Source organism: Paenibacillus oenotherae (genome assembly GCF_019443105.1).
Classification (GTDB): domain Bacteria; phylum Bacillota; class Bacilli; order Paenibacillales; family Paenibacillaceae; genus Paenibacillus_Z; species Paenibacillus_Z oenotherae.
Map to the genome: position 1 here is coordinate 1 of NZ_JAHZIJ010000009.1, position 13,148 is coordinate 13,148.

A 13,148-nucleotide genomic window follows, 5' to 3' on the forward strand; every position below is an offset into this window, starting at 1 on the left:
CTGTATTGTCGTTATATCTCTCTGTATAGCTGATCGCATCGTATTCAATGATACAGGAGCAAAATAAGCCGAAAGATACCTCTTTGTCGTAGACATTCGAGGAGGAAGAATCGTAGTAACGGCTCAAGGTAAAGGATAAGCCATTGCGCCCAGGCAGGGACAGATCCGCTTCCTGCAGCGATAAGCTGCCGCTTACGGGCGAGATGCTCTCCGCCCCTTTGTTGATTCGGAAGGGGGATTGCATGTTTTTGAGATTCAGATTGTTAATGGCAGACAGGATACTCGGTGAAGGAATCGGATCGGACATGGCCGTCATCATACGGGCACTTCTGCCGTATACGGAGTCCGTTACGGTCGGTTCCTCACCGTATACCGCATCAACAACCTGGGGAAGCTTGTCTACGATTATTGCTCCATCTACATTACTCAATTGAACGGGATCGATGGGTTCGATAATAGTATTCACTGATTGAATTGGCTCATTCTCGAATGGCACGACAGAGTATGATTCTGTATACGGTGTCCTGTCATTAACAGTCTTCGTACCGGAATTGGCGCTTGCGGTGTTAATGCCTGTTAATAAGAGAGATAAAACAAGCATTACAACTATCATTTTTCTCATATAACAAAGCCCTCCTTGTATAATTTATCTTTAGGTAAGTATGCAATCGTCTATTTTCTCTCTGTTTGAGTACTAATCCGCTTGATGATGTTTCCGTTTAAATCATAAATGTACTCGGTCCTCATGTAGTAGAACCCCCAATAATATGAGATAAATTGCAAACGCCCCAATGAATCATAGATGTAAGAATACTGGTTTTTCAAAAAGGAATGCTGCGTTGGAGTCACTGCCCATTTATAAGGACCACCGAAATTTGCAGCAACATTGGAAATACGTATGTAATAAATTTTTCCCTCCACTGAATTGAAATCAATTTCCAAGCTTATTCCGTGTTTAATAGTGTTGGACGCGGGCACAACCACCTGATTATTTTCATCTAATATCACAACATTAATTTCTGTTGGATTATACTGAGAAGTGAGATTTTTCAATGACAAGTGATTTCCTCCCGTGGAAGAAGCAGTGAATTTGAAAAAATCCACGGTATCTCCCGTATCAAATCCTCCGTAATAGACTTTGTTTATTTCGTTCATCGGAACATTGGAGTGAGTGTTCGGAGCATCCACATGATCTATCACCACATCCCTCACAATTTCATTGCTCCAGTCTATTCCGTCAAATGCAGAAACCTTAAATTCCCACATTCCAGTTGAAAGAGCACTATTTAAATAATGACAATATGAGCTGCCATAACTTCCACTCAAATAGTTCACTCCAGAGTGGTATGCCGATGAACCGTCATACCTTATCCCTGACATCCGATATTTCACTTGATCGTCACCATTTAAATCTTTATAATTCCAACAAATTTTTGTCCTTCTGTTTAAATACATTACGATGTCATTTTTGCTAAAACTTACAGTTGGAGGAGAGTTTACTGTACTCGTTCTATAGTTGATAATTAATTTGTTTATGGGCGGTGAGGACCCGTCGAACTGGACATGTTTTAATGCTCCATTTCCTCCCGAACTAACGGGATATAGAACCATCGAAACCGACTTATTAGCATGCAAAGTGGAGGTGTTCTCAAAGTTGCTTTTTGTCATCGCTGTAACATCCCAGTACAAGTAATCAGTCGTCATAGGCACGCGATTTCTGCTTACTCTCAGTGACCCTCCACTATTAGTAGTCGTATGACTGGGACGATTATTATAGGTTAGGTTCTGCACATTCAAGCTTCCCTCTACCTCATAAGGAATAATATCCAGATAAGCCTCCGGCTGTATATCTAAGCTTGACATTTTAGCAGCAAGGACAACGCTTGTAATTTGCGTATTTTCCGGTATGTGACCAAGAGGGAATTTGTAGTAAGCAAGATAGATGTCCTTCGTGCTTCCTGAGGTTCTTTCTCCGACCCTTAATATGGTGGGGAACGACATATCAGGACTATATGATGATACTCCGGCTGCGCCGCCCCCGCTCCCGTAAGAATAAACCCAGACACTCGGGTCTACCGTTATCGGGTAACTCATCCCATCCGTATCTACCTCGATATGAAACATATGTTTCTTTCCTTCCATTGCAATGGTCGGCTGAATATTTCTCACGTTCCCTTTACTATCCTCCATCCAGAGTGGTTCAATAATCAGGTCACCCTGCTGGAGATTATTTTTCAACTTCGCATTGATTTCGAATGAAAACTTCTTAGGAGCTTTGTCATTAAGGAGATAGATATACTCCTTCACCCCCTGGTTTGTTACAATCAGTTCTACATCCGTATAGCTCCAGACGTTCTTATAATGAATCCGATTCTTTGCCCCACTATCGATCGTGCCGATAGATTTGTTTGCATTCACCGGTTTAAAAGTCAGCTTGTCCGTCCCTTTGGCAATTGAATACCCCTTACTGTAATCCTTCGGAATGACCGTATCAAATGGCACCTTGATAGAGCGGAAATTTGTCTGACTTCTGTCTACTCCCTTCTTCACTTTAGCTTTGTTGTTGTTCGTAATTTCTCTTGCCTCTTTGGCAATGTCCTTCGATACCTTCATCGCTGTGATATCAATGTCCGCCTCGTCAATCAATGCTGTGTTAATCTCTTGCCAATTATGAGTCTCGTCCTGAAAGTGTAAATTTCCTTGATGAATTTCCGCTCTCATGGTTCCGTCATCCATTAGAAAATGCTTTGTATTGAATGTTCTCTTTTCTGTCATTTCTTTCACTACTTTAGGCTCAGCATCTTTTTCCAGCCTAGAATCATCCGTATTGAGTTCTCCCGTGCCGTTGTCAGGTTTCATTTCAATTGTTGCGGCAGCATTGTCCTTGGATTTGCCAATGGCAATGCTCGGCAATAACAGCATTAAGCATACAATTATTAGTAGCATCCTGATTATTCTACTTTTCTTCATGATCAATCTCCTCGATATTTATTTTTATGTCTTGAAATCACAGTCCAAATTCTATTTATCAAAAGCATTTCTCACCCCAATTAAATAGTAATTTTGCGTAATTCAAAGTCATCTTACAGTATCGAAATAAAAATTTCATTTAGATATTTTGTCGTTAAATGTCTATTTATTAATTATTTTGCATATTTATTAAATTTTAAGGTAATGTTCGCATGTGTTTTAGATGAGTCAGAGGGTTATTGGAAAAGCGATCCCTTTGTTTATTTGAACTGTTCAATACTTTAACAATAAATACTATAAATAAATTCCGTTCCATTAAATCGACCGGACATCATATTTTATGCCAAAATTATCAATTAAGTTTAGCTATTTCCTTTCTTTTCGGGTTACAATTAACGATAGAAATACATACATCATCTTATTGGGGGACATTATGGGAGCTATGACACGTAACCGGGGAAAGTTGATGCTTATTGTTGGTGGAATTACGCTTGCAGTGATCGCCGTTATTGTTGCAGTCTCGATGAACCGAGGCGCAGAGCAAGACGCAGAGAAAGAGAAATCTGCACCCGTTGTTGAAAGCGCTTCACCCAGTTCTGACGAGAAGGCCTTGAGTGTCGTAAAGTCGCAGGCTGATGGGCTCGAGCTGAGCTCGGGCAAGGATGTTATTCTCATCGATGTCGTTCAAGCCGATGCATTAAGAGTACGGGTTAATCCGGGCGGCGCTGAGGAACCGGACACGGAAGTAATCGGAACCCGTGATTTTGCTCCGGTTGGAGCGGTCATTGATGCGGAAGGCGACCCGATCACCGTGAAGACCGATCAGATGAAAGTGGAAATTAATAAAAAGGATCGCAGCATCACAGTTTACGATGCGGCCAACAAGCTGCTGCTGAAGCAAGCGGACATCCTGCTGGCTTTAGAAGACGAGCTTGCCTTTACACATGATAAGAACGACAGCCTCTACGGGATTAGCGGCTATCAATCATCGGAGATATCTACGGACGGCATGCTGCGAGCCAGCTCCAAATCAGTCAAGGGCGGGATGCAAGGCCATGCCGGAGCCCCGTTTGTATGGAGCACTGCGGGATACGGCCTGCTGGTAGACACGATTGATGCGGAATACAGGAACAGCGGGGATACTTTTTCCTTCAGCAACCTGTCGAAGAAGAGTCCCCACTATTATTTTATCGTAGGCAATCCGCCTGGCATCATGTCCACAGCAGCCGATATTAGCGGCAAACCGCCACTGTTCCCCAAATGGGCGCTGGGCTTCATGAACAGCGAATGGGGCATTGATGAGAAGGAGCTGCTCCAGCATGTGACTACATACCGGCAGAAGGGAATTCCGATCGACAGCTTCTCGCTCGACTTTGACTGGAAGGCATGGGGCGAGGACCAGTACGGGGAATTCCGCTGGAATGAGAAGAAGTTCCCGAACGGATCATCCGGCAAGCTGAAGGAGACGCTGGATGGAATGGGCATCAAGCTGACAGGAATTTTCAAGCCGCGGATTCATGTGGACACCGAGCAGGGCCGTTATGCGACCGAGCATAATTTCTGGTGGCCGAATAAGCCGGTATATCCCGATTATTTCTCCAATTTGCCCGTCAATGATTTGGATTTCTCCATTGATGAGGTACGGCAATGGTATTTCGAGCATGCGAAGCAAGCATTCGATACCGGAATTATCGGCTGGTGGAATGATGAGGCCGACGAGGGCTATACGACCACGCAGTTTATTGATATGCAAAAAGGATTGTACGAGGAGCAGCGCAAATATTCCGATAAGCGTGTCTGGTCGCTCAACCGGAACTTCTACCTGGGTGCGCAGAAATACGCTTACGGACTATGGTCAGGCGATATCTCCAGCGGGTTCAAGCCGATGGCCGAGCAGCGGGAGCGCATGCTCTCAGCGGTCAATGTCGGGCAAGCCAAGTGGGGAATGGACACTGGCGGGTTCCAAACCAATCCGCAGCCGGACAACTATGCGCGCTGGATGCAGTTCAGTGCCTTTACTCCAATCTTCCGCGTGCATGGCAAGCTCGATCATCAGCGGCAGCCATGGTTCTATGGCGAACAGGCGGAGGCAGCAGCCAAGGCGGCGATTGAGCTGCGCTACAAGCTGATTCCTTATATCTATTCCTACGAGCGCAGAGCCTATGAGTCAGGACTCGGATTGGTCAAGCCGCTCATGATGGACTATCCGCAGGATCCTGCTGTAGCGAATCTGGTCGATTCCTGGATGTTCGGCGATTGGCTGCTGGTCTCGCCAGTCGTTACGGAGGCAGAGCCGACCAAGCCGGTTTACTTGCCGCAAGGCACATGGATTGACTACGCGAACGGCACCGTGTACGAGGGCGGCCAGACCATTACACATCAGGTCGATCTGAAGAACTGGACGGACATCCCTCTTTTCATCAAGAAAGGGGCGATCATTCCGTCTCAGCCAGTGATGAATTACATCGGCGAGAATAAGGTCGACACTGTAACGGTTGACGTATTCCCGGATACCGTCCAGACCTCCTTCCATTATTATGATGATGACGGGGCCACTTATCAGTATGAGCAGGAGCATTATTTCAAACAAACACTCTCCGCGCAGCAAAAGGATGGTGGAGCGCTGTTCCATGCCTCCTCCAAAGCAGGGACGTACACACCGGAGCTGCAATATTATATGGTCGCCATTCACGGCATCGCCGGGAAGAATGTAACCATTAACAGCTCCCCCGCTCTCCAGGCGGATAGCTTGAACAGCCTTGCCGGACTGAAGGGCGAGGGCTGGTTCCAAGGGAAGGACGTCTACGGCGATGTGACGTATGTCAAGATCGAAGCCGGCAATGAGCGTCAAGTTGCCGTTGAATAATCCCGGCCTTGCGATATAAGGAAGGGCTGCCCGCATACAGTAGGAGATTCTACTGGTGCGAGCAGCCCTTTTTGCAATATTATGATGCCGCAACAGCAGTCTCCGATCCCTGTGCCTTCTGCTTATGGTGTACTGCTGCAAAGTAAATCATTGTAATCAATGCGAATACTAGCGCGAATCCGCCAAGCACGGCGGCATGACGCCACATCGACGAATAATCGCCGCTTGAGATAACATCCTTCAATCCTGCGACCGAGTACGTCATCGGCAGCCAAGGCGTAACCTTCTGCAGCCAGTTCGGGATCAGTTCAAGCGGGAATGTGCCTGCCGAGCTCGTCAACTGGAAGATCAGCAGAACAATCGCCAGGAATCGGCCCGGATTCTGCATCGTCGTCACGAGGAACTGGATCAGCATCATGAACGTTATGCTCGTCAGAATGGAGAACAGCATGAACAGCGGGATACTCTTCACTTCCAGATCGAGAATCATCAGAAGCGCCGCATCAGCGATCAGAGCTTGAATCGTTCCTGCAATGACAAGCGTGAGCGCCTTGCTCCAGAACCAGCTAAGGCCGCTTGCCGGACGAACGGCCGGCTCACGTACAGAGTAGACAATGGTCATGACAAGCGCGCCTACGAACAAGCCAAGGGACAAGAAATACGGCGCGAAGCCTGTGCCGTAGTTAGGCACCTCATTCACCTTCTGCACATCGGCCTCAACAGGCCCGGCAAACATTTCGAACATGGAATCCGATGCATGCAGCCCGGATGTCTTCGCTGTCGCATCACTTAATTTGCCGGACAGCTCCTTCGAGCCGTCATCCAGCTGAAGCAGCGCCGTATTCAGCTTTTGCGCTCCATCCTGCAGCTTGGATGAGCCGTCGATGAACGGATTGACATTGCTTTGAAGAAGGCTAAGGCCCCGATGCAGCTGAGTCGCGCCGCCGGATACCGTCGCTGCTCCTGCGGACAGCGCCTTGCTGCCATCGGCAGCTTCTGCCAGCTTCGTACCGAACTGCTCCATGCCATCCGCAGCTTTCTTCGCTCCGTCCGACAGCTTCTTCCCTCCGGCAGCCAGCTGCTGTCCGCCTGCGGCAGCTTCCTTCAGCTTGCCATCGAATGTATCCAGACCTGCCTTCAGCTTGCCAAGTCCGGCATGCAGTCCGCTCGCACCCGCACTTAATTGCTTCTGCGCCTCGTTTGAGCTCGCCAGACCGGCGGCCAGACTCTTGCTTCCTGCGATCAGCCCTTGGAATCCCTGATCCTGGGCCAGCTCGGCGTTCTTGGACGCCAGAACCTCTAGTCCTTGAACGAGCTGCGCTGCGCCTTGCTCCAGCTTGACGCCTCCTGCCTGAGACTGCTGCAATCCGGCTGCAATCTTGCCCGCAGCCTGCTCCGCTTGCAGCGTATTGTCTGCAAGCGTTCCGCTTCCTTGCGAGAGCTGCGATAAGCCATTGCTCAAATTGTGAGAGCCTGCCTGCAGCGCATCCGCCCCAGTGCCAAGCGCCGTGACACCCGCACTAAGCTCTTGCTCTGCTTTATGAAGCGCAGCAAGACCGCTCGCCAATTTGCTTGCGCCGCCGCTTAGCGCTGTTGCGCCTTGCTGAAGCTTGCTGCCCCCGGCTTCCAGCTTGGCGACTCCATCCTTCAATGAAAGCGATCCGCTTACCAGCTTGCCTAAATTCTGCTCGAGCTGCCCGGCGCCATCCTTCACCTTGCTCGTACCTTCAGCCAGCTTGCCCGCTCCATCGCTCGCTTTGCCGATCCCGTCAGCAAGCTGCTCCATCTGATCGAACACCGTTCTGACGTAGACCTCCGTAATCTCCTTATTCAAGGATTCCTTCATCTTCTCAACCGCCGTGTTCCCAATCTGGGAAGCCAGGAAATTAAAGCTTTCATTCGGCATATACGTAAACCTTGCCGGGGCAGGCGCATCGGACGTCAGTGTCGTTGTCTTCTCGGAGAAATCCTCCGGGATTTCAATCGTCATATAGTACGTCTTGTCGTCCATCCCTGCCTTTGCCTCAGCTTCGGTGACGAAATCCCAATTGAACTGCGGATTCTCCTTTAGCTTGTCCACAAATTCTTCACCGATATGCAGCGTTTTTCCATTGAATTCCGCACCCTTGTCAGCATTCACAATCGCAACTGGCAGATCCTCCAAGCGATCATACGGATCCCAGAATGCCCCCAGAAACATAGCCGTATAAAGAACAGGAACCATCAATACCGCAATAACCGGAATGAGCACTTTGCGGTTGCGCACTATCGACGCCAGCTCGCTGCCGAATTGACTCAAGCCTCTCTTCATCTCTATCCACTCCTCTGTATCATGAAATGACCAATTAAGTCATATAGTCATAAATTAGTTTAAAAAAAGGCGCCTCTACCGGAGCCATCGTCCATCACGAACTTATTGACTATTATATTCATTTGGTCATTTTTTTATTTGAAACTTATAGTATCACTTTCATTTTCATTTTGCAATACCCTGGTTAATCGCATTAATCTACATAGTGACATCGCCTATATCGAAGCTATCTCCACAATTAAATTAAGGTAAAATTAACCTTATATTACACAAATCGACTTATATATGACCCTATACTACCATGACAATAATTGGTACTACAGTATAATAAAGCTGTAGATCCGTTGGCCAACGCAAATCTGCTCGATTGCCCAAATTCAAATTGAGATTAGGAGTGATACAATGACAAAAGCTTTCAAGCTTGGTCGTACCCTTTCCGTATTCGTGTTAGCGCTTTGTTTAATGACAATAACAGCAGCAACAGCCTTTGCCGACGCTCGAACGCAAATCGTATACCCTTCTAATGGCAGCCTGCACAACAGCGCCCCAACCGTTGTCATTTGGAATCAAACAACGGATGTCAAAGCTTCACAACTTAACATAACAGCTCTGGACGGCAGTTTTGTCTACAACTCAGGGCCTATCTACAAATCTCCAGGTTCTACATCTTATGTCTTCTATATTCCTTACTCCGTTTATTCAACGATGCCTAAAGGCAAAGCTTATTCCCTTTACGTTGAAGACTACCACTACACAGGCAATACTTATACCGGATACAGCTCCGATCAGGCTTTCTTCTCTGTTCTGCCCTAATAACGCCTGCCTGAATGTTATAACGAAGCAAAAATGTAAAATGTTTCATAACTAAAACACCCGCTGCAGCCGTCATCATGACAGGCTCCAGCGGGTGCTCCGCATTAATTTAGTTTCATTCGTTGAGTTGATTGCCGCTCCATAATTTCTGAAGGGAGCGTAACGCTCTTCTTCACCGATGCCTTAGGCCTATCGTGGATCAGATCGTACAGAAGCTGGAACGCTTCCGCGCCCATCAGATCCGGATTCAGGTTCACACCGGTAATGGAAGGCGTCATCTTCTCCAGGTAAGGCGCGTTGCTGAAGCACAGGATGCCTACATCCTCCGGCACCCGCAGACCTTTGCTCTGACAATATTTCAACGCGGTGAGCGACATGATGCTCTCCATCGTCATAATCGCGTCGAATGCGACCCCTTCCTCCATGACCCCATCCAATGCCCTCGTTATTTCCGCTTCTTCATTCTCGCTGTAGACCACATGTGATGACGTAATGTCAAGCCCATGCTCCTCAACCGCGCGCTGATAGCCGTGAAGCCGGTCGTACATGACATCCTGCTTCAACTGATTCGTGAGAAACAGAATCTTCCGGTAGCCCTTCTCGATCAGAAACTTGGTCGCCATATAGCTGTCGCGAATATTGTCATTGTGAATGGAGAAGACATGATGATTGAGGCTCGTGCCAATCATGACGAACGGTATTTCCTTCTCCAGCATGCTCTTAAGCAGAATATCCTTATCCGATCTCAGCACACTGGTAAAAATAAAGCCGTCCACCTGCTTCTCCCGATACAGCTTGATGCAGCTTGCGATCTGTTCTTCCACATTATGCGACAACGAGAAGTTCACATTGTAATCAACCCGTCGCGCTGCGTCCGATATGCCGAAGAGCACATCGCTAAAAAATGGATTGCCCAGCTTATATTTGGGGTTTCTCGCGATGGAGAAGCTGATCGTGCCCGGTTTGCTCTGAGCAATAGAGGATTGTGACGGCACATAGTTGATCTGTTCCATCGCAGAGAGAACCTTTGCTTTCGTATCACTTGCAATATTGCCTTTATTCGTTATTACTCTGGATACCGTCGCAGGCGAAACACCCGCAAGCAGCGCCACATCTTTAATGGTAGAGATTACAATCACCTCATAGACGGCAGAGTTTGATGACAAATCTACCATTTTACTTTATTTTACTACGATTGCAGCTTTTAATCTATCCCTCTATCTTCAGTGATTTCACGCCCGGCAGCCGATTCAGCTTGTTCACAAGCGCGATCCGAATCTTGTTGCTGGAGGCTGTGAAGGTAACGGTCACCTGCTGCATGGAATTGCCGAACTGTTCTTCATTATCGATACTAATATTTTTAACGCGGACCTCTTTGTCTGTCAAATAGTGCTGCAGTTCATTCAGGCATCTCGAGCCTTTCACTACCTGAATGCGCAATACCTGCGACTTGCCCGCTGCCAGAAAGCGATGCTCCAGCTTGTTCAATATCCGCAGCGAACCGAAGACTAATGCGCAGCAGATGATGGCCGGATAATAGAACCCTGCGCCTACCGCAAGCCCGATTGCCGCCATGACCCACAGCGTCGCGGCCGTGGTCAAGCCTTTCACTGACAAGCCCTTCTGCATAATCGTGCCCGCTCCTAGAAACCCGACCCCGGTTATGACCTGGGCCGCAAGCCTCGCCGGATCCATCCTGACATTCGGCTCGTCCGCAAACATCTCAAAGCCATACATAGACAGCAGCATAATAAGCGTTGAACCCAGACAGACGAGAATGTTCGTCCTCAGCCCTGCCGCATGATTGTTAAGCTCCCTCTCGAACCCGATAAGACCGCCCAGCAGGAACGAAACAACAAGACGAAATGTCATTTCCAAAGCATCAATATGCCAAGGATTCATAATTATCCACCTCCTCTCTTGCACATCAATCCATCGGTAAAGGGGCCCACCCTATTCGGCAAGAAGGCCCCTAACCGCTGGAACCGTTAGCTTTTGGACGCGCCTGCTGTCAGTCCTGAGATCAGATAGCGCTGGAAGTATAGGAATACCGTTGCAATCGGCACTGCAATCAAGATGGAGCCCGCTGCAAAGTGCGTGAAGTTGCTTCCAAACTCCCGGTTGATGAAGTTGTACAAGCCCAGTGCCAGCGTATAATTCTCCGGACTCCGGATGACGATGCTCGGAAGCAGGAAGTCCATGAACGGCGCCATGAAGTTGAATAGGGCGACAACCGCGATAATAGGCACCGCCAGCGGCAAAATGATCTGGAAGAAGATGCGGAAATGTCCCGCACCGTCAATCTTCGCGGATTCATCCAGATCCCTTGGAATCGTATCGAAGTACCCTTTGACCAGAAAAGCATGGGTCGGGATAGACGTCCCTACATAGATAAGTGTCAGACCGACCAGCGAGTCCAGCAGTCCCAGCAGGTTGAGCAGGATATAGATCGCGACCATCCCCATCAGTACCGGGAAGATTTTGACCAGCATAAGGACGAACAGGCCGTTCTTCTTCCCGACGAACTGATAGCGCGAGAAAGCATACGCTATAGCCAGCGTCACAATCAGCGACAGCACCGTCTTGGCTGCTGCGACGATCAGCGTATTCTTATACCACAGCAGATAATGGCTGTCCTTGTCCGTGAATAACCAGATGTAATGCTCCAGCGACGCATTCTTGGGAATAATGGAAGCATTATAGATACTCGTGCCGGGACTGAGCGAGATGCCAAGCACCCACACCAGCGGATACATAATGACGAGAAACATAATGAAGATAACCAGATAGATGCCGGTCAGCTCCAGCCTGGATTTGAACTTGCTGCTCATCGGCTGTCTCCCCCTTCCTTGAACGAACGAGTCCGTCTGAATTGAATGAAAGCAAAGCCCGCAACGACGATACCAAGCATAATGGAGATAACAGCCGCCATATTGTAATTCATTGTATCGAACGTCAGCTTATAGACCCACGAAATTACGATATCCGTCGACCCGGCCGATTGTCCACGCACCGGCGGACCGCCCTGGTTGAACAGATAGATCAGATTGAAGTTATTGAAATTGCCCGTGTACTGAATAATCAATAACGGCGCCGTAGCGAATAACACATGCGGCAGCGTAATGAACCGGAACTTCTGCCACTTGTTCGCGCCATCCACTTCAGCAGCCTCGTACCAGTCGCCCGACACACTTTGCAGCACACCCGTAAACAGAGCGAATACAAAGGCGAAGCCGAGCCATACCTCGACGAAAATAATCGCTACCTTGGTCCACATAGAGTCCGTCATCCACGGAATATGAATGCCGAATGGCGCCAGCAGCAGATTGTTAACCGCACCGAACTGGTCGTTGAACATTCCGGCGAAGGTCAGAATCGATACAAAGCCCGGCACCGCCCAAGGCAAAATAAGAAACGTACGTATAAACTTCTTAAACCTTACCCGTTTGTCATTGACGATAACCGCCAGGAACAGAGCAAGACCGATTTGCAAAGTTGTAGCAACCAGCGTCCATATAACGGTCCAGGACAAGACAGAGAAGAACGTTTTGCGCCAGATCGGCACGGAGAACACATCAATAAAGTTTTGGAAGCCCACCCAGCTAAGAAGAAACCGCGGCGGGGAATTGTAGATATTATAGTTCGTAAATGCCAGCGAAATCATAAACAACAACGGCAGTACCAATACAAAAATAATCATGAACAGCGCTGGCGTGACCAGCACATAAGGAAAGCTGTTGTTCCATGCGGTAGTAAAGCCTTCGCGAAGAGACGTTATCCGCCAGCCATTCTGAATCTTGACCGCTTCCCGCCTCGCATCCATCAAGTTAAGCACATAGAAGGTAACAGCAAACGCCGTCAATATAATAGAGATAATACCGCGAATAAGCAGCGATCTGGAATCATCCACCCCTTCCAGCGTCCCTAGTGTAACGATGCCCCAATACCCGATATTGAGAAAATCGCTGAATACGCCCAGGAAGGAAGCTCCTACAATAAAGAGCAGCAAGCCTTTGATATATCTGCGGTTATACACTTGTCCTAAACCCGGAATAATGGACAGCAGCATCGCGGTCGTCGGGCTGTGATGTCGGGGAGTGCCGCTTCTGCCTGCGCCTTTTCCCTGCTCGTTCTGTTGTTCCAAGAGTTAACCCCCTAACGATAGACGGATGAGGATTGCAGCAATCC

Annotated in this window: 9 protein-coding genes; 2 read left to right on the forward strand and 7 right to left on the reverse strand. The window is 48.3% G+C overall.

What is annotated here, in order from left to right:
• The coding region (locus K0T92_RS13725) for a DUF6531 domain-containing protein (RefSeq protein WP_219873059.1) at window positions 1-622 on the reverse strand (622 nt) is incomplete at its 3' end.
• A 50-nt stretch (window positions 623-672) separates the two neighbouring features.
• On the reverse strand, window positions 673-2,970 hold the full coding sequence (locus tag K0T92_RS13730) for a DNRLRE domain-containing protein (RefSeq protein WP_219873060.1): 2,298 nt from the start codon (window positions 2,968-2,970) through the stop codon (window positions 673-675).
• 442 nt (window positions 2,971-3,412) lie between these two features.
• On the opposite strand from K0T92_RS13730, the gene K0T92_RS13735 reads away from it, so the two are divergent.
• Complete coding sequence (locus K0T92_RS13735) at window positions 3,413-5,836, forward strand: TIM-barrel domain-containing protein (RefSeq protein ID WP_219873061.1); 2,424 nt, start codon at window positions 3,413-3,415, stop codon at window positions 5,834-5,836.
• Window positions 5,837-5,915: 79 nt separating this feature from the next.
• Here the strand turns inward: K0T92_RS13735 and K0T92_RS13740 are convergent, their stop codons facing one another.
• Complete coding sequence (locus K0T92_RS13740; protein ID WP_219873062.1) at window positions 5,916-8,147, reverse strand: YhgE/Pip family protein; 2,232 nt, start codon at window positions 8,145-8,147, stop codon at window positions 5,916-5,918.
• A 402-nt stretch (window positions 8,148-8,549) separates the two neighbouring features.
• Here K0T92_RS13740 and K0T92_RS13745 point away from each other — a divergent pair, with 402 nt between their 5' ends.
• Window positions 8,550-8,960: a hypothetical protein gene (locus K0T92_RS13745; protein WP_219873063.1), complete on the forward strand. Its 411-nt coding sequence runs from the start codon at window positions 8,550-8,552 to the stop codon at window positions 8,958-8,960.
• A gap of 104 nt (window positions 8,961-9,064) precedes the next feature.
• Here the strand turns inward: K0T92_RS13745 and K0T92_RS13750 are convergent, their stop codons facing one another.
• From K0T92_RS13750 to K0T92_RS13765, 4 genes are all read right to left on the reverse strand, one after another.
• Window positions 9,065-10,126 carry a LacI family DNA-binding transcriptional regulator gene (locus K0T92_RS13750; RefSeq protein ID WP_246628152.1) on the reverse strand — a complete coding sequence of 354 codons (1,062 nt, stop codon included), beginning with the start codon at window positions 10,124-10,126 and terminating at the stop codon, window positions 9,065-9,067.
• Between the two features lie 43 nt (window positions 10,127-10,169).
• On the reverse strand, window positions 10,170-10,862 hold the full coding sequence (locus K0T92_RS13755) for an MgtC/SapB family protein (protein WP_219873064.1): 693 nt from the start codon (window positions 10,860-10,862) through the stop codon (window positions 10,170-10,172).
• Window positions 10,863-10,948: 86 nt separating this feature from the next.
• Window positions 10,949-11,791 carry a sugar ABC transporter permease gene (locus K0T92_RS13760; RefSeq protein WP_219873065.1) on the reverse strand — a complete coding sequence of 281 codons (843 nt, stop codon included), beginning with the start codon at window positions 11,789-11,791 and terminating at the stop codon, window positions 10,949-10,951.
• Window positions 11,788-13,029 (reverse strand): sugar ABC transporter permease, encoded by a 1,242-nt coding sequence (locus tag K0T92_RS13765; RefSeq protein WP_219873214.1) that lies wholly within the window; start codon window positions 13,027-13,029, stop codon window positions 11,788-11,790. The genes K0T92_RS13760 and K0T92_RS13765 overlap by 4 nt, the downstream gene beginning before the upstream one ends.
• Between the last annotated feature and the right edge of the window lie 119 nt (window positions 13,030-13,148).

Excerpts from the sequence above, each read along its gene's own strand:
- K0T92_RS13730 (WP_219873060.1), bottom strand. The coding sequence starts at position 2,970 with ATGAAGAAAAGTAGAATAATCAGGATGCTACTAATAATTGTATGCTTA.
- K0T92_RS13735 (WP_219873061.1), top strand. The coding sequence starts at position 3,413 with ATGACACGTAACCGGGGAAAGTTGATGCTTATTGTTGGTGGAATTACG.
- K0T92_RS13740 (WP_219873062.1), bottom strand. The coding sequence starts at position 8,147 with ATGAAGAGAGGCTTGAGTCAATTCGGCAGCGAGCTGGCGTCGATAGTG.
- K0T92_RS13745 (WP_219873063.1), top strand. The coding sequence starts at position 8,550 with ATGACAAAAGCTTTCAAGCTTGGTCGTACCCTTTCCGTATTCGTGTTA.
- K0T92_RS13755 (WP_219873064.1), bottom strand. The coding sequence starts at position 10,862 with ATGAATCCTTGGCATATTGATGCTTTGGAAATGACATTTCGTCTTGTT.
- K0T92_RS13760 (WP_219873065.1), bottom strand. The coding sequence starts at position 11,791 with ATGAGCAGCAAGTTCAAATCCAGGCTGGAGCTGACCGGCATCTATCTG.
- K0T92_RS13765 (WP_219873214.1), bottom strand. The coding sequence starts at position 13,029 with ATGCTGCTGTCCATTATTCCGGGTTTAGGACAAGTGTATAACCGCAGA.